This window comes from Microcystis sp. M144S2, from assembly GCF_020246065.1.
GTDB lineage: Bacteria > Cyanobacteriota > Cyanobacteriia > Cyanobacteriales > Microcystaceae > Microcystis > Microcystis ichthyoblabe_A.
The window spans coordinates 1-22,776 of the sequence record NZ_JADBTR010000043.1 but is presented as its reverse complement, the minus strand read 5'-3'; the positions used below and the strand labels follow the sequence as shown (position 1 = coordinate 22,776).

The following is a 22,776-nucleotide window of genomic DNA, read 5'->3' as shown; positions in this document are numbered from 1 at the left end:
TTAAATGTATCTGGATACACGCCACACAAGCGTTTGAACTCTGTTGGCTTTAAAGTTTTTACTTGTTCGTAAGTCATCTTTCAATCTTAACTCTTGGACTATTTTATCCTATTTTGTCTAGACTTATGCAAGAGATCTAGTTACCTAATTTTCAGGGAAAAAGTACCTGAATTTTACCCCCGATCCCTCCAATGGTCGGCACTTTTTGAGGTCAAAAAAGTCTAAAAGCCTTATCCAACAAGGTTTTTAGATTTATTCAGCAAGCCCTATTTAATTCCACCCACCCACTGGAAACTGTCAACTTAAAACTTACATCTGATAACTGATAACTGATAACTGATAACTGAAATTAAACCACTTTAGCGATGGCTGCTTCTAGCTTATCCATAGCCTCATCTACTTCTGTTTCCGAGACGATTAAAGGAGGTACAAAACGGAGAACTTTCGGACCTGCGGGAGCAATTAATAAACCCTCGGCCAAGGCTGCATTAACAATAGTAGATGAAACCAACTCACTTTCTGAATTAATTTCCAGACCATTAATTAAACCCCAACCGCGCACATCCACAAATAGATGGGGATATTGAGAAGCAATCACTTTTAAACGGCTGCGTAATTGTTCCCCTCGCTGCTGGACATTTTCGAGAATGTGATCCCGTTCAATGGTTTGTAATACTGTTAAAGCTGAGGCACAAGCGAACGGATTACCCCCAAAGGTACTCGCATGACTACCCGGTTCAAACACATCACAGAATTTTCTGCACATCATCGCACCGATGGGAATACCCCCCGCTAAACCCTTAGCAGAAGTGAAAATATCCGGTTCTACTCCCAAATTCTCATAACCCCAGAGTTTACCAGTTCTTCCGACTCCCACCTGTACTTCATCAAAGACAAGCAAAATGTTATTTTCGTCGCAAATTTGCCGTAAACGTTGGAAATATTCGATATCTCCCGGACGAACTCCCCCTTCACCCTGCAGCGGTTCCAACATAATCGCGGCCACCCGACGATTACCCTCATCGAGATCAGCGATCGCATTTTCCACCGCTTCGATATCATTATAGGGAATATAGGCAAACCCCGGCATCAGGGGTTCAAAGTCTTTTTGATACTTCGGTTGACCAGTTGCGGTGATGGTAGCTAAAGTCCGACCGTGAAAACTAGCGTGAGCGGTTAGAATAACCGGCTGTTCGAGGAAATCTAGCACCGTATGGGCATATTTACGCACTAATTTAATTGCCGCTTCGTTCGCTTCCGCACCGGAATTACAGAAAAAGACCTTATCAGCGCAGGAATGATCGACAATCCATTTAGCTAGTTCCCCTTGTTCGGGAATATAGTATAAATTCGAGACATGATGGAGTTTTTGGATTTGCTGGCTAACCACTTCAATTAAAGCGGGGTGTGCGTGACCGAGGGTACAGGTGGCAATTCCCGCGACAAAATCAAGGTATTGTTTACCGGAAGTATCCCAGAGAAGACAGCCTAACCCTTTGGCGATCGCAATGGGAAAACGACCATAAGTATTCATCACATAGCTGTTAAAACTATCTCGATCGAAGGGTTGATTCGGGTTTAAATTGGGAGTGGGATCAACTAGGGTTGGTTCTAAAAGGGTTTCTGGACTCACTGGGGAACTCCTGCGCGATTAGACATAGGGGAAATTATAATCAAATCCGTCTGAGAAGGACGGGTTATTTAGATTAAAAACTGATTTCATTGTAAGTTACTAGACAGTGTTAGGGGTGAATTTTGCTTGTCTATCAGTGAAGATAAATATCGTCGTCTGCGTCAGGAATTAATCGGGGGAATTTTTGCCCTGATTGTGGTATTTTTGCTGGGTACGCTTTGGTATCATCTGATCGAGGGTTGGAGTTGGCTAGATTCGGCCTATATGACGATTAGTACCCTCGCTACCGTCGGTTTTGGCGAAATTAATCCCCTAGGTGAACGGGGACGATTGTTTACAATGGTTTTGATTATCATGGGAGTAGTCAGCATCGGTTATATTGTTAATCGCTTGACCGAAGCTTTAATTCAAGGCTATTTTCAAGAGGGACTCAAACAGAGACAGGAGAAACGCTTGATCGATCGACTATCAGAACACTATATCATCTGTGGTTTGGGTCGCACGGGCAGACAGGTGGCGATCGAATTTTACGCCGAAAATATTCCTTTTGTAGTCATTGATACAGACCCCCTACAGGTAAATCGGGCCAAAGAATTAAATTATATTGTTGTTCAAGGAGATGCCACCTTAGATAAATCTTTACAAATGGCAGGAATCGAACGCGCTATTTGTATTGTGGCCGCTTTAACTTCCGATGCGGAGAATTTATATACAGTGTTGTCTGCTAAAACTCTTAATCCGAAAATTCGCGCCATTGCCAGGGCCAGTACCGAAGAAGCAGTACAAAAATTACAACGGGCCGGCGCCGATGCGGTGGTATCTCCCTATATTACCGGCGGGAGAAGATTAGCGGCCGCGGCCCTACGACCGCAGGTGATGGATTTTGTCGATGGTATTTTAACCGGAACCGATCGATCGTTTTATATGGAAGAATTTTTAATCGATCCGAGGACTTGCCCCTGTGTGGGTTTAAGTCTTAGTCAAGCACATTTAAGATCTCGATCGGGGGCTTTAGTTTTGGCTATACGTCGCGCTGATGGTACGCTAATCGGGGGACCGACTGGCGATACGGAATTAATGGCCGGGGATCTGTTAATTTGTATGGGAACGGCCGAACAATTACGCAGTTTAACTCAGATTTTAATCCCTATGCGATCGGATGGTTTACGTTTACCGAAGCATTAGTTAAAGAATCGATAAAAAATCGGCTGGTACCATTGCGGGAACAGGGGAAGCGGCAAAATCTCTTAGGTTTCGCGTTATGATTATTTCTAGCTTTTCTGATTCAGCAACGGCACTGGTAACGGCATCTTCAAAATCTTTCATAGGACTTGTCAATGCTTGCCTAATTATTGCATCTGTCACCCTAGCAACTTGCAAATTCTCTAGAAGACTTATCACCAATTTTCTTGAGACTTCTCTTTCGTTTTTTCTAGACAAAATATAATAAATATTGGTGACGGCATGACCAGAAATATATCCTTGAGTTTTACCTGTCTTAACTGTATTGAATGCTTGTACAGATGCTGGAAAATGTGGTTCACGCTCACCCAAAACATCTAGCAATACATCACTATCGAATAAGACTCGTTTCACCGATACTTCTCCACTAAATAATCAATATACGATTCTTTTGGGTCTTCTGATCCTAAATCAACAACCCCCACTAAGTTTCTTGTCCAAGGATCAAGATCGCTTAAGTCATCTGTTAGGGAATGAGAGGTAGTTTCTGAGGATACATTCTGACGAAAAACACGCCCATATTCTAATGCTTTCTCAAAAACCTCCTGATCAGAAATTGATCCAGAAAGATTATCTAACCAGTTTTCAGACGAAGATTTTTCAGTTTCTAAATCGACAACACCCACTAAGTTTCTTGTCCAAGGATCAAGATCGCTTAAATCATCTGTTAGGGAATGAGAAGTAGTTTCTAAAGATACATTACTAGGATTAAATCGCTCTTGAATTCTGAAAATTATTAAACTATAATAGGCTCTCAGTTTGGTGACTAAATCGGATGTTTCAGTATCTTGGAAATATTCGGTTATAGTACGATTAGAAACCGATAGAGCATTTTTAGCTCCCTGGTAAATTTGCTCTAGTTCTGAATCGGCAAACATATCAATAAACACATCTATCGTTTCCGAGAGAAGGAGTGAACCTTCCACCACTCTGATTAAATCGGCTTTTTCCTCACCAGTCTTTCCCTCATTGATCTGAGCAAGGCTGATAAATAATTGATTATAGGCAGTAATTTGATTAGTAAATTGGTCTATATATTGGATTAACTCCAGTGCTGAATCCTCATCTCTATACTGTTTCCATACCTGAAACCATAATTTATTAATTTGATAAAATATATCGGCTCTTGCTTGATAAGTTTTAGAGTTATCCTTAACTTGCTCAACTAAAATCTTAGTTTCTTGTAGTAAATTATCCAGTATTATCCGATCAGAATCGGTGACAATTTGATCGAGTTTATCTGTAATATTTTGCAGATTTTCTAACAAAAATTGTCCTAAATTTTCCCGTTCGACTGAACTTGGCAGACTATTCATCGTATTTACCTCCCCTAAGACTGACGATCAAACAGAAATGAGTAGTCAAAATTATCAGCCCTAAACCTCCATTGTAACAATTTTGGGGTCTGAAAGGGTGATTATAGTTACTATAGCCTCTGAGGGAGATAGATTAATTACCGTTCACTCTTAATTCCCCTGACTCGGAGACTACTGACTCCGTACTCCTCAATCTAACGTCTGTCAGGAATTGAGAAATTGAGGATGAGATGTTAGTACAATCGGGGAATAGTAAAGGAAAAACCCCTATTGCTCATGAGTCCAAATCCCAATTCTTCCTCGCGATCACTGCAGCCGCTGCCGGTTCCCTCCATCCCGATACCTCCCTCGGAGTTAATCAAAGGAACCACACCAGAGATAAATCAAGAAATGACGCAAAAGGTGGCGACGCAGGCCAAACAAGTGCCAAATATGCCGCAAAATGGTCAAATATCGCCACCACGTTCTCCCCACAGTCGCGCCTCCAACCAACCCACCTTAGAATATTTGATCCAGTTTGCCTTTGATCGGGGTTATTCGGACGTTCACCTGGGGGTTGGAGAACAACCCCGGATGCGGGATCGTGGCGAAATGATTATTCTCGACTATCCTGAAATTGACATCAACACTTTTTATAGTTGGTTACGCGAAATCCTCGGTGAAGAAGAAATCCTTCGCTTTAAAAAAGACCTAGAATTTGACGGTGCGACTCAGTACGAATTCGCTAGAGCGCGGATTAATATCTTTGAAAGTCTGCGCGGTCCGGGGATGGTTTTGCGTCTGATTCCCATGAAAATCCCCACTATGGAACAATTGCGCTTACCGATGGTCTTCCGGGATGTGTGCGATGTACAGAAGGGATTGATTTTAATCACCGGTCCGACGGGTTCAGGGAAATCCACCACCCTAGCAGCCATGATCGATTACATCAATAAAGAACACCCCAAACATATTATCACCATCGAAGACCCGATCGAATTTGTCCATAAAAGTCGTCGCAGTTTGATCAAACAACGGGAAGTGGGAATACACACCCATGAGTTCGATAATGCCCTAAAAGCCTGTTTGCGGGAAGACCCAGATATTATTCTGGTGGGGGAGATGCGGGACAAAGCCACCGTTAATACTGCCCTGAAAGCTGCCCAAACCGGTCACTTAGTCCTGGGAACCCTGCACACCAACAGCGCTGTAAAAACCCTGGAGCGGATTTTAACTCTTTATAGCGCCGAGGAACGGGAATCGCCGCGGCTGGCGATCACAGAATCTTTAGTTTGTATTATCTCGCAGGGTTTATGTCGCACCACCGACGGTAAACGGACCGCTTTTTACGATATTCTCGTCAATACAGAGGCCGTCAAAGATTACATTCGCAGCGGCAAAAATGACGAAATTATCGAATTAATGAGAGACGGCGAATACCACGGCATGATTACCACTAATCAATCCCTGTTTAACCTCTATCAAGAGGGACGGATTACCGAGGGGGTAGCCATGGCCATGTCCCCGGTCCCCAATGAACTGGCGATGATGCTGCGGGGTAGAATCTAGAAAAACCCTGAAGGAAATTGTTCAGGGATCAAGAGTTTAGTAGGCTAGAAAAATAGAAGCTCCTACTTATTCTCTAGGGGAACCCCTCAAGTGACCACTTCCGCGATTGTGTTGCCCGATATTTTTAAAGGCATCGCCCTGTTTACCCCCGGGGGCGATCTAATTTACTGTATCGATCCTGATAAACAAACTCATTGGCATCTGAATCTCTGCGCTGCTCTCCAGTCCGCTTTAGGGTTGTCAGAACCCCCCCATTTTTTAGTTCCTAGTTTTACTGCTACCATTGATCGCTGGCGAGATCCCTATAGTCACCGTATTCATACTAGAGCCGAAGTCTATCCCCTTGTCCGTCGCTATCAGCCTTTATTAAATGCTATTTTCGCCACGGACGATCAAGCTTGGTTTACTGTACCCTGGCAGGAACAATCCTCTAATCCCACTATCTTAGAAACCTATCGTCAGCAGTTTCCCCAACTTTGGCAATCCCACGATCTGATTCTCCGTTATCAGGAGCGCCCCCCAACGACTTCGGGGATTAGTGCTGACTCTGACTATACCAATCCTAGTCCCAAGGGTTATGTTTTGCGGTTATTTGTCTCCGGTAATAATGCCAATACTAAACACACCCTAGAATCGATCCATCAGCTTCTAGAACGAGAATTACACCATCCCTATACCCTGAAAGTGATCGATATCTCTAAGCATCCAGAACAAGCAGAATCCAATCATGTCTCTGCTATTCCCACTTTAGTCCGGATTTGGCCGCAACCGGTGAAACGCATCATCGGCGAATTTGAGGATTTACCGCGAGTATTACAGATTATCGCCACCGCTTAGGGTTTAAAGACTTCTGACTCGATACCTCGCCACCATTCGCCCAATTTCATTAAGTCTTGCTGAATATCATCCAATTCTTGGATATATTCCTGTTGGGAAAGACTGGCACGACGTTCTTGCAGTTTTTTGAGACGCAATTGCACCAACAGCCAAGGCTTGGAAATACCGTTAGTTTCTTCAATGTAGCGAGCGATATCTTGACTATCCATAGTTTTCTACTGTTATCATCCCATATTTTGTCAAATTAACCCAAGAATCCTTTTTTTAGTTGCAGAAGATTATGTTTGATTTTAGCCACTATTACCCCTACGCCGAATTAGTTTCTTTCCTGAAAAACCTAGCCTCATCCTATCCTAATTTAATTAGCCTCACCTCGATCGGTAAAAGCCACGAAAATCGAGATATCTGGTTAACTACCCTAACAAATCAAGCCACAGGCCCCTATTTAGAAAAACCTGCCTATTGGATCGATGCTAACACCCACGCGGGGGAAGTAACAGGCTCTGCCGTCGCTCTCTACACTATCTATCATCTTTTGCGCCAATACGGTCATAATTCCCAAATTACCAGACTTCTTGACCATTACACTGTCTATATTTTGCCGCGATTAGCCGTGGATGGAGCGGAAAAATATCTCACCACTCCCTATATGTTACGATCAAGTGTTCGCCCCTATCCCCACACGGATGAGAAACCGGGGCTATATCCTGAAGATATTAACGGCGATGGTTTAATCTTACAAATGCGCCAAAAAGATACCTGTGGCGCTTGGAAAATTTCCGAACAAGATCCTCGCATTATGGTGCGTCGCGAACCAGAGGAATTTGAAGGAACTTTTTACACTTTGCTTACCGAAGGTTTAATCCGCGATTACGATGGCTATAATTTTACCACTGCCCCCACCCTAGAGGGCCTGGATTTTAACCGCAATTATCCCGTTTATTGGGTTCCTGAAGGGGAACAACAGGGGGCCGGAGATTTTCCTTTTTCGGAGCCAGAAACCCTTGCAGAAGCCCAATTTTGGGCAAATAACACCAATATTAATGGCTTCGTTACCTATCATACCTATTCGGCAGTAATGTTGCGTCCCTATAGCACCCATCCCGATGAATATTTCCCCGTGGAAGACTTAGAAATGTATAAATATATTGCTGATAAGGGAAAGGCAATGACTGGCTATGAATGCGTTTCTGTCTATCACGATTTTCGTTATCATCCTAAAGAAGTGACTAACGGTGCCATGGATGATTACGGTTATGATCATTTTGGTTGGTATGGTTTTACGGTGGAGTTATGGGATGCACCCACCCAAGCAGCAGTGAAAAAAGATGATTATATTCAATGGTTTCGCTGGCATCCTTTTGAAGATGAATTGAAGTTACAGCGTTGGAATGATGAGAATTTAGCGGGAAAGGGTTTTATTAATTGGCAAAGTTTTGATCATCCCCAATTGGGAGAGGTGGAAATTGGCGGTTGGGACTTTAAAAATGTCTGGCAAAATGCCCCAGAAAAGTATTTACCAGATTTATGTGAGAAACAATGTCAGTTTACTATTGCCCATGCTTTGATGTCACCTCTTTTAGCTATCTCTCGTCTCGATCTTAAGTCGGAGGGCAATGGTATTTATCATCTAGTTTTACAGTTAGAAAATCAGGGATTCTTACCCACTTATACCAGTAAAAAGGCACTGGAAAGAAAGATTGTTCGTCCCATTCAAGTCAAGTTAAATTTAGGCGATGAGGTGAGTTTAATAGTGGGAAAATTAGAGCAGGAAATCGGCCACTTAGAAGGGCGATCAAATAAAGTATATAGTAGTCTCGCTCACGGTTTAGATTATCGCTGTACGGTGGAATGGGTAATTAAGGGAGTTTCTGGTCAAGAAATCGAGATTATCGCTATAGCTGAAAGAGGCGGAACAGTCAGACAAAAAGTTACTTTATAGAGCTATTTTGTTCGATAAAATTGTTAAATAAGTCTCGTGGGATTCCGTGGGTAAAACTCGCAATTTTTGGCTACGAAGATCTGGTTCTAATCCCAAAGCTTCTAAAGGAATTACTCCTAATAAATTGTTTTGACCTCCAGGTAATTCCAAACATTCAAAAGTGCCTTCTCGTCCTGCGATAATCAAGGTGGCATCGCGAAAAATTCTCGCTTTTCCTATGCCTTTAGCCGTAGCCACATCTACTTCTTTTAAAAGCTGTAAACCCAAGCGGGAGATGACTTCCGGCACCAGACAAAGAGTAGTTGCCCCCGTATCCACCAAGACATTTTCTAGGGTAAGAGAGCGAATTTGTTCCGGTGCGATCATACCATCCTCCGCACGAATTTGATCGGCGCGATTGATAACTGTAATGCTGGTGTAGATTTTGCCCATATCTTCTGTAATAATTGCTGGATCAACCATAATACTACCCTCAATTCTACCCCTAAATTATACCAGAATAATTGCCCAAAAAATTGTCTAGTAATTTTAATTATTAATCCGGCCATCCGGCATAATTGCACCGCAGAAGTTAACTCCCATCAGATTAGCACTCATTAACTCAGCACCAGTTAGATCCGCATTACTTAAATCAGCGCCGGTGAGATTTGCTCTAGCAAAGAAAGCATCGATTAAATCCGCTTCCCTAAGATTAACTCCTGAAAGATTAGCCCTTCTTAAGTCAGCATGATTCATTTTTGCCGCTTGAAAATTAGCTTGACTAAGATTAGCTCGATCGAATTTTATGTGAGTCATAATTGCACTATGGAAATTTGCACCTATTGCTTCCGTATCGCTCATTTTTGACCGCACTAAATTGGCTCCCGCTAGATTTGCTCCCACTAAAGACACCCCGACTAAATTGGCATCAGTGAGTAAAGCACCTTGCAGATTAGCATTAGTTAAATCCGCATTTCTGATGTCAACATGGCACAAATTAGCCTCCTTTAAATTGGCTCCTACTAGATTAGCTCGCACCAGATTAACCCCTTTCATATTAGCTCCTTGCAGGTCGGCGCGATAGAGATTAGCTCCTTGTAAATTAGTGTTAATATTTTTCTTTTCCTGACGCATATTTGTTCCCCGCAAACAAGCACCAGTGAGGTTAGCACTACTTAAATCAGCCCCCCGTAAATCCGCCCCGATCAAGTTAGCATCAAGTAGAATAGCTAGGGTTATATCAGTATCACGAAGATTAGCTCCTTGTAGCAGCGCTCCGTGTAAATTAGCACTGCGTAAATCTGCCCCATTTAAGTCAGCTTGGTTGAGACTAGCACCGCTTAAATTAGCCGCCACGAGATTAGCTTGAGCGAGATTAGCCCGGTTAAGATAGGTAAAGAGAAGATTGGCTCCGTGCAGATCTGCTCCATTTAAAACAATGCCAATCAAGTCAGCGCCAACTAAATTAACTCCGGGTAATTTTAAGCCACTAAATTGAGTTTCTCCATCGGCATAACGTGCAATTAGTTCGGTGGGTTTCATAGGTAGAATATTCAGAGAAATTGGGGTAAAAAATTAAAAAAATTTTTGCAAAGCTTGCACCAGAATGCCAGCGGTTTGAAAGTTAGCATCCCTATCCATTTGGGTGTGAGCAATATTGTATAGTTGAATTTCGATATCCTTGAGAGATTTCCCGCTTTCGATGAGTTGTTGTAGTAAATCTTCTAGGGTATAACTTCGCAAGGTTAACCAATCTTGACTGCTCTGATCCCAAGGATAAAATAGGAGCGAGAAAATCAATATTTTGGCTCGTAAAGGATTAGCATAACGCAAAATTTCTAAACGAATTTCAAAGGTGTCGTAGGCAGAACTTTGTGGGGAATTACTGGGGTTATTGTTTAAGAAAGCTGGCTCGGCAAAGGGCAATCCCATTCTCCAAGAGGCAAAATCCACAGGTTTACTTCTAGAGGAGGAGAAAGATGCAGTTTTAGCCGAAGAATCACAATCATCATTTAGATGAACCATTTGATCGTTAAAGATTTTACTTTTTGGCTCATTATCCTCTTCTTTGTAATCGTTATTAGTATCGTAGAGAGGCTCTAGCTGGGTAAGAATAATCTCAGCTAGGGGAAGGTATAGAGATTTTTTATTAAGATTTTCGGCAACTTGGTTGAGAGTTTCTCGCAAGCTTAAGAAATTAGGATTGTTTTCCCTAAGTTCTAAAATAATATTTTTTAAGCCATAATTATTAATCACCAATCGATCATTTTCCCAACAATTTTTACAGGCGGCAAACATTAATTTTTGAATTCTCTCCGTCTCTAGATGATTTTCTAGGCTATTAAGCACCTGTCTTAGGGAATTATCTTCCCCGTTGTTGACAGGATTATTAACGGGGGTAAACCCAGGGTTAACTGCTGGTTCTAATGGTGATAATTGGGTGTCATAGGTGGCAACAATATCACTATATAATTTACTGATTTGCTCAATAATAACTGTGGCTACTCCCGCATAAACTTCAGGACGATTTAGGGTTTTAACTAACTTATAAACAGAAAAAGTTAATTGTTCCTTACTGGTTTTGAGTTGCACTAACTCCTTCACCAAGTCTTCCATAGCCACACCGTCTAAAATATTAGGATCATTTTCCCAATATTTTTTACAGATACAAAAGATTAATTTTTTGATCCGTAATTTTTCTTCGTGGCTGTCGAGATAGCGAACTACCTGATTAAAAACGTCACTGGATAATTGCATAGTAACCTCTGATCCGAGAAAGTCGCCCACCCTCGCACGCCTCTACTATGAGGTTATGCTATTGGTCTCTCGCAAGTTAGTTTACCGGAATATATAAGTTATTCCGGCTCTTCTGGCGCTTGAAAATATCCTAACCTAAAAGCGTGGAGCTATTGAGTTAGGTTTGCTACATCTGGTCCCTAAAATTAGCAAAAGATTATTTTTTCGCCTTTCTCGTTATTAGTACAAATGTTCGGATAAAATCGGAGTAAAGTCTTTAAGTTTAGGCGATCGATGCCCGATAGGGTTAGAGTAATCAGGGAGAAACTGATTTATCGAGAGGCCATATCATCCTATGCTAGAACTCTATCAATTTGAACTATCTGCCTATTGCGAGAAAGTCCGTCTCATCCTCGACTATAAAGGACTTGCCTATAAAAAAAGGGACGTGGTGCCGGGGGTGGGACAATTAGAATTATTCCGTCTTTCTGGACAGCGACAGGTTCCCGTCCTCAAGGATGGTGATACCTATATTGCCGACTCGACGGAGATTGCTTTTTATCTCGATCGCAAGTATCCTGAAAAACCAATTATCCCTACAGATCCCCTCCAACGGGGTCAATGTTTATTAATCGAAGAATGGGCCGATGAATCCCTGGGATTAAAAGGAAGAACCGCTTTTCTCGGCGCTTTTGCCCAAAATCAAAACTTTCGTACCGCTTTTTTACCCCGGGAAACTCCCGATTTTATGCGCTTGTTGCTGGGTTCCTTGCCGGGGGAATTAATTGATATTTTTGGGACGGGTGTAGGTCTGGGAAAAGATGCTATCAATACCGCGAAAAAAGGGCTACAACAGGACTTAGAAGCTTTAAACCTCATTTTAGCCAATCGTCCCTATTTAGTCGGGGATCAGCCTACTTTAGCCGATTTAGCCGTGGCGGGATTAAGTGTACTGCTTCAGTTTCCCCAGGGTTCCTATCTCAACTTACCCCCGGAATTGCAAGGCAAGGGGATTCCGGGGTTAGCTGATAATAGCGCCTACGAGGGCTTTTTTGCTTGGCGCGACCGTCTTTATAGTCAATACCGTCAAACTATTACCCCGGGGAGTTCCACCCCTCCTATCGATTCCCCCACCTCCATCCAGATCGAATAGCAGAGCTTGACTAGGCTGGTGGGGTGTGGGGTGTGGGGTGTGGGGTGTAGGCTTCGGCCGTGAGCTCAGCCGAACGGGTGTAGGGTGTAGGGAGATTAAATAAAAGCAATCTACTGATCACTGATTACTGATCACTGTTAAGATTCGCGTAAAACGTAGCCGACACCGCGCACGGTATGAATGAGGCGTTTTTGACCACCAGCCTCCATCTTCAGGCGTAAATAGCGAATATATACCTCAATAACGTTTGATTCTCCTTGAAATTCGTCTCCCCAGACATTTTCGAGAATTTGCTCCCTTGATAATACTTCTTTGGGGTGAATCATCAGGTAGCGTAGCAGCTCAAATTCCTTCATCGTCAACTCAATATTTTTGTTTTTATGGGAGAGACGACGAGTGGCTAAATCTAATACTAAGTCACCGAAGCGCAATTGTTCGGGGATAGTTTCCAGAGGTTGCAGGTAAAAACGGATTAATTTGAGAAAAGATTGCGAATTATAGGGTTTGAGAAAATAATCGTCGGCTCCCGCTTCCAAACAGGCGAGACGCTCTTCTAGGGTTTCTTGAGATACTAATAAAATAATATAAACGCGACTTCCCTGGGAACGTAAACGACGACAAAACTTCACACCAGCCTCCGCTGCGAGGAGGCGATCGAGTATAATCATCGCTGGCTGCCAACTTTCCACTTCTGGGAAAGCGCTATCAATGCTAGGCACAATTAGGGGACGATAACCTGCTTCTTTCAAGTCCGCACTAGCTAGTTTAGCGATATTCTCCTCAATTCCCACCAAGAGAATCGAAGAACTCGGAACTGATGTACTCATGAGTTGGCAGCGGTAAAGAAATAGGAAAGATAGGGAGGCGACTAGCCAATTATACTTAATTGATTCTTGCCTAACCGATTTGATAAAAAAGTTAACGCGGTGGTGCGTTGGACAAAATTACCATTGACAGACCAACCAGTTACTCGATCGGGGGACGACCAGAGGCTAAGATGATCTACAGGTGGATCCGCATAAAAATTTTCTTGACCGCTACCCAATAAACAGGAACTCCAATGGGTAAAATAATCGTGACTAAGGCGATAAATGGGAAAATTACCGATTAATGGCACTCCCCACCCGTCCAGAGCCATTAAAGCTTCAATTTTTGCCCCTTGAGCTTGCCAATAATGAGCTAAAGCGATCGCATTTACCACCCCCGCACTAAACCCAATCAAGGTTAGGTTTTCTCCCGGTGAAAAAGCTTCATTTAAGCAAGAAAAAGGAGAAATAATAATATAGGGGCGTAATTTTACCGATTTGCTCCCCAGATGTCCTAAAAAATCCTCCGTCAATCTAGAATCATGAAAACCCGTACAAATCACTAAGGTCTTGACACTCCCGTCCCTAAAAGCGAGGGATTCTTGGTTCATAGAGTTTCCTTAATTAGTAGTTTAAATGAGCCTAAACCCTTAAATAGCCTAGAATCCAACAAAGCAAAAAGCTTTTTTTATTAAAATTGCTTTTTTGAATTCTGGTGAGCCTTACTTGGCAAGGCTTGCGTCGATTATTTTTTGCTAACATATCATAACTACTCTAGAAGAGCCATAATTGTTAAGAAAATGACGCGAATTACCGTTATTGGTGCAGGGATTGGCGGACTAACGGCGGCGGCATTATTGGCGCGTCGAGGTTATCAAGTCACAGTATATGATCAGGCGCTTGTCCCCGGAGGTTGTGCCTCGACTTTTTCCCGTCGGGGTTTTACTTTTGACGTGGGGGCAACTCAAGTGGCAGGATTAGAAGTAGGGGGCATTCATCAGCGCATTTTTGCCGAATTAGGGATAGATTTACCCGATTCTGTCCCCTGTGATCCCGCCTGTGCCGTTTTTCTGCCGGGGGAAACCACTGCGATTAACGTCTGGCGCGATCGGCAAAAGTGGCAAGAGGAAAGACAAAAACAATTTCCGGGCAGCGAACCTTTTTGGCAATTATTACAAAAACTCTTTCAAGCTAGTTGGCGTTTTCAAAGTCGCGATCCAGTTTTACCCCCGCGCAACTGGTGGGATTTAGGGCAATTAATCGCCGCTTTGCGTTTAGATACTGCCATTACCTTTCCCTTTACTTTGATGACTGTGGGAGATGCTCTGCGATTATACGGCTTAGAGAGGGATAAACGCCTAAAAACCTTTCTTGATCTCCAGTTAAAGCTTTATTCCCAAGTTAATGCCGATGAAACTGCTTTACTTTATGCCGCCACCGCTTTGGCAGTTTCTCAGTCTCCCCAAGGTTTATCCCACCTTCAGGGTAGTATGCAGGTATTAAGCGATCGCCTAGTAACAGCTTTGGAAAAATACGGCGGTAAATTGCAAATGCGCCACACAGTAGAAAAAATACTGACAGAAAAGGGAAAAGCCACCGGAATTATCGTCAGAAATCAAAAAAATGGTCAAATACATCCAGAAATGGCCGATGAGATTGTGGCTAATATCCCGATCCAAAATTTACCACAATTAATCGATCGCGAAGCCATTCCCAGTCTTTATCACCGGAGAATTGAAAAACTTCCCCCCGCATCCGGTGCTTTTGTGGTTTACTTAGGAGTCGATCGCGCTGCTATTCCCCCCGATTGTCCTCCCCATTTGCAATTCCTCTACGATTACGATGGCATAATCGGCGAAAATAACTCTTTGTTTGTTTCCGTGAGTAAAGAAGGGGATGGTCGCGCCCCAGTGGGAAAAGCGACGATTATTGCTTCTTCCTTCACCGATACCAGTCTTTGGTGGCAAAAAGGAGAAGATAATTATCAGCAATTAAAAGCAGCATACACCCAAGAGGCGATCGAGCGTCTCGGTAATTATTTCCATCTTAGTCCTGATCACATCGTTCATATCGAATCAGCTACACCTCGCACTTTTGAACGGTTTACGGGGCGAAATCAGGGCATTGTCGGCGGTATTGGTCAAAGATTGTCCACTTTTGGCCCTTTTGGAGTAGCGACGCGCACTCCGATCCCCCATCTTTGGTTAGTGGGAGATTCCACCCATCCGGGGGAAGGCACTGCCGGAGTCAGCTATTCGGCACTAACGGTAGTTAGACAGATTGAGAATCAATTAAGTAGTCGTGCAAAATAAATTTCCTAGTGAAGATAGGCAAGAGGCAATAGGCAATAGGCAAAAGCTTTATCGAAATGTGTAATTAATTTTGCTTAGGTACTTAGCTTCTAGTTAGCCGTAATTATGAATTATGAATTATGAATTGGGAAGAATAAATAAAAGCAATCTTCTGAATACTGAATACTGATAACTGTTAACTTACCCACTGATAACTGATAACTGATAACTGATAACTGTTATAAAGCGCCGGCTGCCGTGCGATCGAGTATGCCCGCTCCTAGATGAGAGGTAATATTAATTGCTTGCAGGACCGGTTGAGAGTCAACTCCTTTGGGATAATCGATAACGCTAACCGCGCCATTTCCCTGTTTAATATTCCAGAAATTAGCGGGTTTTAAACCCAATAAATAACAAAGAATCACCTTATTAATGGCATCGTGAGCTACTACCATAATTGTCTTAGGACTATCGCTATTACTATAGGTTTTAACGATTTGCTGCCAACAAGCGATCGCTCGATCCCAAACTTCCTGTAAATTCTCCCCTTCCGGCATTTGTACGGTTTCCGGGGCATTTTTCCAGTCTTCTAACATCCCGGGGAAACTCGCTTCAATTTCCTCCTCTAATTTACCTTCCCAAAGTCCGTGACAGATTTCTGTCAGATCCACTTGGGTATCTAAGGTGACATCGGGGTGATATTGCAGGATAATTTGGGCAGTTTCCTTGGGACGGGACAAAGGACTGGTGACAGCGTGATCGATCGCCGTTTCTCGCAGAAATTCGGCGGCTTTCTCAGCTTGAGCTTTGCCATTATCATTGAGAGGAATATCGCGCACCCCTTGAAAACGTTTATCCCGATTCCATTGGGTTTCTCCGTGACGCACCAGCAGCAGCCTAGAACCTTGGAAAGGAGGACGTGGTGGGGGTAAAGCTATCCCTAAGTGTGCCGTTTGATTGAGGGATTCCACCTGCACAGGATCACCAAAATCACCCGTAAAATTGAGAACATTAACGCAACAGTTAGATTGTTGTAGGGAATGGTATAAGGAAACTGGAATACCGACAGCACTGAGGATTAAACAGCGATTAATGCCGTTATGGGCAACAATGAGGATAGTTTGGCCCTGGTGTTGGGGAATAATTTCTCGCCAAAAATCCTGGGCCTGTTGATAGAGGGAGAGAACGGGATAATGTTCCTGACCATCGGGCAGTATCATCTTAAATTCATGAGGTTTTTGGTGCCAATCCCGATATTCTTGGGGATATTGAGCTTTTACCTCCTCTTTGACCATATTTTCCCAGATAGGCAGATCGATTTCTAGTAACTGCGAAGTGGGTTGAATGACGGGAGAGTTATTTAAACGAGACTGAATCACCTCAGCAGTAGATTTGGCTCTTTGGAGAGGACTACAGTAAAAAGCGGCGATATCGATTTTACTGAGGGCATTTCCCACTTTTTCCGCATCCAGATGCCCTTTTTCCGTCAAAACCGAGCCATCACTGCGACCTTGTATTTTCTGCTGTGCGTTATAACTGCTTTGTCCATGACGAACAATAATCACACGAGTAGCCAAGCGGTTCAGTCTCCTTAACTAAAAGTCTCAATATCAGATTACAGGCGATCGGGATCGGAGTACAAATCAGTGATCAGTAATCGGTAATCAGTAATCAGTGGAGATCGGCGAGCATTTGTACTAAAATTTCCTTATGCAGTTTCAAGGCAGCACAGCGTATCAAAACTTCCTGACATGAAAATCTCTTTGGGATCAAGGGTTTGGCGGTTTTGTCAAGAAATCATGACAATGTACTTGGTCAAAATCGGAATCTTACTGTTTAATAGGTATTTATAACAAGCGATTCCCTTGATCCCCATCGAGTGGATCTCTCGTTCACAAAGCAATCGATGAGTAGTTGGAAGGATTACCCAGATCACTGCTTTTGCAAATGCTCAAAAACATTTGCCGTCGTAACTAATCGGAGAGCGTCAACTCATGGTTCCAGAATACCCCCCCTTAGATGAGATGACCTTGCGGCAACTGCGACGAGTTGCCAGTCAATACAGCATCTCTCGTTACAGTCGGATGCGGAAAACGCAGTTAATCGAGGCAATTACCCAAGCTATGGGAGTAAGCGGCAATTTTAAATCTACTATTAAAGAGGAAAAACCAGTGGAAGCAGCAAAATTTGAATTAGGTCAAGCTAACCCGATCGAAGATATCCTAGGTTCAGTGGATGATGGTTTAGGAGATTTGCCCGGTGGCTACGGTGAAAATCGCATTACCCTCCTACCCCGCGATCCTCAGTGGGCCTATGCTTACTGGGATATCCCCAACGAATCGAAAGAAGATTTGCGTCGTCAAGGGGGACAACAATTAGCCCTGCGTCTTTATGATGTCACCGATATCGATCTCAATAGCCAAGGCGCCCACAGTGTCCAAGAATATCTCTGTGATGAATTAGCCCGGGAATGGTATTTACCGATTCCGGTCAGCGATCGAGATTATGTTATCGATATCGGTTATCGTTGTGCTGATGGTCGTTGGTTAGTTTTGGCCCGTTCTCCTTTAGTCCGGATTCCTCCCGTCTATCCTTCCGACTGGATTGAAGATATTTTTGTCACCGTTAACTGGGAAGAAGAACTGGTGGGCAAAACTGTTTACGAACTCGTTCCCCCCAGCAAACGCTACGGCAGCAGCGCCGGAACCACGGGAACTAGCCCCATCTACGACCAAATTTTCGAGAGTGTCGGCGATATGGAAGCCCTACGGGTGGCCGGTTCCTTGTTTGGTTCCATGCAGCACGTCGCTGGTTCCGTACCGATGTCGGAAGTGATCAGTTCTTATGTATTCCCCTCCGGGGTTGGTATGTGGGCAGTTCCCACGGTATCGGGACTAACCGCTTCCGGTATCGGGATGACTGCTTCTGGTATCGGTATGGGTGCTTCGGAAACCCTACAACGTCCGCGCAAATTCTGGTTAGTTGCCGATGCAGAATTAATCGTCTATGGTGCCACCGAACCCGATGCCACCGTAACTATCGGTGGTCGTCCGATTAAACTCAATCCCGATGGCACTTTCCGCTATCAGATGTCCTTCCAAGATGGTTTAATCGATTATCCGATTATGGCCGTAGCCGCCGATGGTGAACAAAATCGTTCTATCCACATGAAATTCACCAGGGAAACCCCCTCTCGCAATACCAACACTAAAGATGAGGCGGTTCTAGAATGGTTATTCTAGATCGGGTTTTCTAACGTTACCAAAGCCAACCTAATTACTTCCCCCTAACTGAGATTTAGTTAGGGGATTTTTTTTGGGATTGTCAACGCTATCAACTTCTATTCCCAAATCTGACAGCTTAGATCGCCCGATTTTTGGGAAAGACGCAGATTTTCACCGTAATCGACGGGAACATCGATCACCGTAGGGACATCTTGCCGGAAAGCATCCTCTAGTGTCGGGATCAAATCCTGAGTAGATTCCACCCGATAGCCTTTTAATCCCATACTTTCAGCAAATTTAACAAAATCGGGATTACCAAACTTAATAAAAGAAGATGTCCCAAAATAGTTTAACTGCTTCCATTCGATTAAACCGTAACCGCCATCATTAAAGATGAGAGTGACGAAGGGAGTTCCCACCCGCAAAGCTGTCTCCAATTCCTGACAATTCATCATAAAACCGCCGTCCCCCGTCACCGCCACAACGCGTTTATCGGGATGAACTAACTTAGCGGCGATCGCACCAGGGATAGCAATACCCATAGCGGCGAAACCGTTAGAAATAATGCAAGTATTGGGACAATCGGAGTGATACTGACGCGCCATCCACATTTTATGAGCGCCCACGTCACAAATAGCGATATCTTCCGGTCCCATCACCTGACGCAGATCGTAGATCAATTTTTGTGGCTTGATCGGAAAACCCGTATCATTGGCATAGGTTTCGTAATCGGCCCGAATTTCCGTCTTTAATCCCGCGGTGACAGGAGTTGGTTTATTCTGGCGATCGGCCCGTTTGAGGATATCGATGAGAGAATCGGTGATATCACCCACCACTTCCACCACCGGAGCATAACTGCTGTCAATTTCCGCTGGAGTCATGCCGATGTGAATAATCGGTAATTTCCCCTCTGGATTCCATTTTTTCGGGGAATACTCGATTAAATCGTAACCAACAGCGATAATTAAATCACTGCGATCGAAGGCACAACTAATCAAATCCCGTTGCTGTAATCCTACCGCCCAAAGAGCCAGAGGATGGGTATAGGGAATCACCCCCTTACCCATAAAAGTGTTAGCCACAGGGATATTCAAGGCCGTGGCGAATTCCGTTAAAGCTTCACTAGCATTAGCGCGAATTGCCCCATTTCCCGCCAAAATCAAGGGATTTTTGGCTTTAGAAATCACTGCCGCCGCCATATTCAAAGTCCGATAGGAAGCGTAAACTTTTTCCTGACTGTCGAGGGGCAAAGGACTACCATCGGCAGGCATAGCGGCGATATTTTCAGGAAGATCGATATGAACTGCCCCCGGTTTCTCACTTTGGGCGGTTTTAAAGGCTCTCCGTACCACTTCCGGGGTGATACCCGGCCGCACGATCTGTTTATTCCATTTCGTCACCGGGGCGAACATGGCCACCAGATCCAGATATTGATGGGATTCAATGTGCATCCGATCGGTTCCCACCTGGCCAGTGATGGCCACCAAGGGCGCCCCATCCAAGTTAGCATCGGCTACCCCTGTCATCAGGTTAGTCGCCCCCGGTCCTAAAGTGGAGAGACAAACCCCCGCTTTTCCCGTCAAGCGTCCATAGACATCGGCCATAAAAGCCGCGCCCTGTTCGTGACGGGTGGTGATAAATTTGATCGAGGAGTTTTTCAGGGCTTCCAAAACATCGAGGTTTTCTTCCCCGGGTAGCCCAAAAATATACTCGACCCCTTCATTCTCTAGACATTTAACTAGAAGTTCGGCTGTGTTTAATTCCCCCATAGTTCCCTCCTGTAGAGCTTACTTCATCAGTAAAGTCTCTAGAGATAGTTCATCCCGGCGGATTGAGGTTGTTGCGCTCAACTCGTCGGGATGATATCAGTAGACTATATGTACCAATGTAGCTGACTAAAATTTTGTTTAAGTCTATCCATATACCATTGTGACTTAGATCTTGACCCTTGGCAGATTATTTATTAGCACAATGGAGGGGAATTTTTTTTTAGGCCGTTAATTCTTCGGCAGCGTGGGCTAGTTGGGCGGCGACTTTGGCTAGATAGGGACGACTTAACCACCAGATAAACGGGGACAGCCAACCCCGCAGGGTGACAGAATAGGAAATATAAGTACCACAGAGGGTTGATTCTACTTGGTAGGTCATTTTCTGTTCCATGCCGGGGATAGCGAGAACTCTGAGGCTGAGGAGTTCCCCGGGACGGACATTTTCCACGAAAACCCGGATAGGAATGGGAGTCAGACGGGTGACAGCTTGATAGATTAACCCCGGTTTAGCGATTAAACCCAAGGGAACATCAGCCTTGGCAATCAAAGGATGCCAAGAGACATCGGCCACATTGATTAATTTTTGCCAGAGGACATCGACGGGGGCGCTACTGACCACCCGATAGGTTTTGTAGAGTGAAAACTTACAGAATAGTCTGCCTTTGGCCGCTACAATCCTTAAGGAAAAATTGAGAATCACCGATTGCCTCCCGCAAAAATAATCCGGCGAATTTTCTATTGTAAAAAATAAATGGCTTTCCGGGAGTGTGAGCTTTTTATAATTTTAACTTAGTGTCAGCAGAAGTCCCTCACTTGATGGCGATCGGATCAATGCTGACTTTGTATATAGCCCACATTCCGCACCCTCAACTGTCACATTGGCTGTCCGCCTCTAGAGACTTGAGTAAAAATACTTGGCTGGTGAGGGTTTTCCCTGCGCCCGCTACGGGGGTCTTGAGAACGCTAATTAGCAGCTGCTGAAAAAGTTTATTGGTGGGGTTAGGAATCGGTCGTCAGTAGCCGGTTGTCGGTCGGGGAAGTCAGAATAACAGAATGACCTCGCACGTCTGGAAGCGGAACTCTTCGAGATCGAATTAGGCTTACAACCGAATTTGTCAGTGGATGATTCCGCTTTTATTATTTAGCGATTCGGGGTGAGGAATCCTCACCCTACTAACCGACCATGAAGAAGCCATTAACAGGATCAAGAAGGTTTTTGTTTTTACAGATCGCTCGCTATCCCGATATTGCCCAGTCTAGTTTATGCGCTTGTAGTCGTTTTCGGGGAGGGGAGGTGACGCGAGTTAACCATCATCTAATCGGGTTGGAATCGGAGGGTTTTATTAAGGTAGCGGCGCGAGGAAAAAGAGGCAGTTACCGCTATCGAATTACCGCAGGTAAGGGGGAAAAGATGCTGCGGTCTTTACAGGAGTTTCGTTGAAACTATAGCGTTTCTTGTTCGCAAGAGGCCTGTCGATGGTGAAAAGTTTAATCAGCAAAGGTTTCACTGTGTCACACAGGTGTGAGAAACGCTATATTCAAATTCTTTTCGGTAGGAGATGCGTCCTACCTTTTCTTTGAGTATTGGTATAAGATAAATTTATGTTTTTGTGACAATCCATAAGCATCTGAGGGGGTAAGGCAATCGCTAAAATCCTTATTCTCTCGTTGACCCACTCGGATGCCCTTGTACTTCTGGGATTCGGGGCTTGACAATCTAACTTATTGAGAATAATTTTTATTTGTCGGAGATAATTTAACCCCCCCTCAGAAAATGGGGTGTAGAATACTGTCAGGGCAATACTTTCATTAGTCAGCCCTTGCTTCCAATTCGTGAAGCGTCTGAATGGAAACGATGTGTAGGATCAATTCATGAATTAACCCTACAATCTTGCCTCCAATTAGTGAAGCTTCTGGCACTAAATTCGGTTATTAAAAACTGATTATTTATTTCCCCTTTTGCCGTTCGGCTGTCCTGATATGTAGCCTATACTCAACGGATTTGGTATAAAACACCATAAAATATTTGGCCACAAAAAAGCACCCCCTCGCAGGAGTGCCTTTTCGTTCAGACTAGGAATTAACCATTGATAGCGGGAGCAGTCAGAGCTACAGGAGCCTGTTCACCACTAGCTAAGTCTAAGGGGAAGTTGTGAGCGTTACGCTCGTGCATTACTTCCATACCGATACCAGCGCGGTTCAGCACATCGGCCCAAGTACCGATTACACGACCTTGAGAATCGAGAATCGACTGGTTGAAGTTGAAACCGTTGAGGTTAAACGCCATGGTGCTAACACCC

20 protein-coding genes and 1 pseudogene are annotated in these 22,776 nt (G+C 44.0%); 8 read left to right on the top strand and 13 right to left on the bottom strand.

All coding sequences use genetic code 11. The features are described 5' to 3' along the window. Positions 1-349 precede the first annotated feature (349 nt). A complete protein-coding gene (locus IM462_RS05590; protein ID WP_287703197.1) occupies positions 350-1,633 on the bottom strand; it encodes an aspartate aminotransferase family protein in 1,284 nt (427 codons plus the stop codon). 126 nt (positions 1,634-1,759) lie between these two features. Between IM462_RS05590 and IM462_RS05585 the strand changes: the two genes are divergently transcribed. Beyond that, positions 1,760-2,818, top strand: coding sequence for a potassium channel family protein (locus tag IM462_RS05585; RefSeq protein ID WP_002803175.1), 1,059 nt, complete (start codon positions 1,760-1,762; stop codon positions 2,816-2,818). Here the strand turns inward: IM462_RS05585 and IM462_RS05580 are convergent, their stop codons facing one another. Then, a complete protein-coding gene (locus IM462_RS05580; RefSeq protein ID WP_287703195.1) occupies positions 2,819-3,229 on the bottom strand; it encodes a PIN domain-containing protein in 411 nt (136 codons plus the stop codon). Continuing rightward, positions 3,226-4,191 carry a hypothetical protein gene (locus tag IM462_RS05575; RefSeq protein ID WP_287703193.1) on the bottom strand — a complete coding sequence of 322 codons (966 nt, stop codon included), beginning with the start codon at positions 4,189-4,191 and terminating at the stop codon, positions 3,226-3,228. The genes IM462_RS05580 and IM462_RS05575 overlap by 4 nt, the downstream gene beginning before the upstream one ends. A 276-nt stretch (positions 4,192-4,467) precedes the next feature. On the opposite strand from IM462_RS05575, the gene IM462_RS05570 reads away from it, so the two are divergent. Both IM462_RS05570 and IM462_RS05565 read left to right on the top strand, forming a co-directional pair. Beyond that, positions 4,468-5,739 carry a type IV pilus twitching motility protein PilT gene (locus IM462_RS05570; RefSeq protein ID WP_287703191.1) on the top strand — a complete coding sequence of 424 codons (1,272 nt, stop codon included), beginning with the start codon at positions 4,468-4,470 and terminating at the stop codon, positions 5,737-5,739. A 90-nt stretch (positions 5,740-5,829) separates the two neighbouring features. Further along, entirely contained in the window at positions 5,830-6,576 is a 747-nt protein-coding gene (locus IM462_RS05565; RefSeq protein ID WP_287703189.1) for a circadian clock KaiB family protein, read from the top strand. Here IM462_RS05565 and IM462_RS05560 read toward each other — a convergent pair. Further along, complete coding sequence (locus IM462_RS05560; RefSeq protein WP_002751038.1) at positions 6,573-6,785, bottom strand: hypothetical protein; 213 nt, start codon at positions 6,783-6,785, stop codon at positions 6,573-6,575. The two genes, IM462_RS05565 and IM462_RS05560, sit on opposite strands and share 4 nt — an antisense overlap. 71 nt (positions 6,786-6,856) lie before the next feature. On the opposite strand from IM462_RS05560, the gene IM462_RS05555 reads away from it, so the two are divergent. Beyond that, positions 6,857-8,518, top strand: coding sequence for a M14 family metallopeptidase (locus IM462_RS05555; protein WP_287703187.1), 1,662 nt, complete (start codon positions 6,857-6,859; stop codon positions 8,516-8,518). On the opposite strand, the gene IM462_RS05550 is transcribed toward IM462_RS05555, so the two are convergent. From IM462_RS05550 to IM462_RS05540, 3 genes are all read right to left on the bottom strand, one after another. Beyond that, positions 8,513-8,980 (bottom strand): retroviral-like aspartic protease family protein, encoded by a 468-nt coding sequence (locus IM462_RS05550; protein ID WP_287703185.1) that lies wholly within the window; start codon positions 8,978-8,980, stop codon positions 8,513-8,515. The two genes, IM462_RS05555 and IM462_RS05550, sit on opposite strands and share 6 nt — an antisense overlap. A gap of 66 nt (positions 8,981-9,046) precedes the next feature. Continuing rightward, positions 9,047-10,039, bottom strand: a complete 993-nt coding sequence (locus IM462_RS05545) for a pentapeptide repeat-containing protein (RefSeq protein WP_287703183.1) — start codon at positions 10,037-10,039, stop codon at positions 9,047-9,049. Positions 10,040-10,072: 33 nt separating this feature from the next. After that, positions 10,073-11,254, bottom strand: coding sequence for a hypothetical protein (locus IM462_RS05540; protein WP_287703181.1), 1,182 nt, complete (start codon positions 11,252-11,254; stop codon positions 10,073-10,075). A 334-nt stretch (positions 11,255-11,588) separates the two neighbouring features. Between IM462_RS05540 and IM462_RS05535 the strand changes: the two genes are divergently transcribed. Further along, a complete protein-coding gene (locus IM462_RS05535) occupies positions 11,589-12,386 on the top strand; it encodes a glutathione S-transferase (protein ID WP_287703179.1) in 798 nt (265 codons plus the stop codon). A gap of 137 nt (positions 12,387-12,523) precedes the next feature. Here the strand turns inward: IM462_RS05535 and nblR are convergent, their stop codons facing one another. Next, entirely contained in the window at positions 12,524-13,213 is a 690-nt protein-coding gene (gene nblR, locus IM462_RS05530) for a response regulator transcription factor NblR (protein ID WP_287703177.1), read from the bottom strand. Between the two features lie 41 nt (positions 13,214-13,254). Next, the gene (locus tag IM462_RS05525) at positions 13,255-13,803 is read right to left on the bottom strand and encodes a hypothetical protein (RefSeq protein ID WP_287703175.1); all 549 of its coding nucleotides are present in this window, start codon (positions 13,801-13,803) and stop codon (positions 13,255-13,257) included. Between the two features lie 189 nt (positions 13,804-13,992). On the opposite strand from IM462_RS05525, the gene crtD reads away from it, so the two are divergent. After that, positions 13,993-15,504 carry a C-3',4' desaturase CrtD gene (gene crtD / locus IM462_RS05520; RefSeq protein ID WP_287703173.1) on the top strand — a complete coding sequence of 504 codons (1,512 nt, stop codon included), beginning with the start codon at positions 13,993-13,995 and terminating at the stop codon, positions 15,502-15,504. 218 nt (positions 15,505-15,722) lie between these two features. On the opposite strand, the gene IM462_RS05515 is transcribed toward crtD, so the two are convergent. Then, positions 15,723-17,060, bottom strand: coding sequence for a histidine phosphatase family protein (locus IM462_RS05515; protein WP_287703170.1), 1,338 nt, complete (start codon positions 17,058-17,060; stop codon positions 15,723-15,725). Between the two features lie 417 nt (positions 17,061-17,477). Between IM462_RS05515 and IM462_RS05510 the strand changes: the two genes are divergently transcribed. After that, the gene (locus IM462_RS05510) at positions 17,478-18,725 is read left to right on the top strand and encodes a DUF4912 domain-containing protein (RefSeq protein ID WP_287703168.1); all 1,248 of its coding nucleotides are present in this window, start codon (positions 17,478-17,480) and stop codon (positions 18,723-18,725) included. A 98-nt stretch (positions 18,726-18,823) separates the two neighbouring features. Here IM462_RS05510 and IM462_RS05505 read toward each other — a convergent pair whose 3' ends face one another. Beyond that, positions 18,824-20,476 carry an acetolactate synthase large subunit gene (locus tag IM462_RS05505; protein WP_287703166.1) on the bottom strand — a complete coding sequence of 551 codons (1,653 nt, stop codon included), beginning with the start codon at positions 20,474-20,476 and terminating at the stop codon, positions 18,824-18,826. A 220-nt stretch (positions 20,477-20,696) separates the two neighbouring features. Then, on the bottom strand, positions 20,697-21,176 hold the full coding sequence (locus IM462_RS05500; protein WP_002735718.1) for a hypothetical protein: 480 nt from the start codon (positions 21,174-21,176) through the stop codon (positions 20,697-20,699). 483 nt (positions 21,177-21,659) lie between these two features. Here IM462_RS05500 and IM462_RS05495 point away from each other — a divergent pair, with 483 nt between their 5' ends. Further along, complete coding sequence (locus IM462_RS05495; RefSeq protein WP_287703164.1) at positions 21,660-21,917, top strand: hypothetical protein; 258 nt, start codon at positions 21,660-21,662, stop codon at positions 21,915-21,917. A gap of 639 nt (positions 21,918-22,556) precedes the next feature. Here IM462_RS05495 and IM462_RS05490 read toward each other — a convergent pair. Continuing rightward, positions 22,557-22,776 (bottom strand): annotated as a pseudogene (locus IM462_RS05490) (hypothetical protein); the annotation flags it as partial.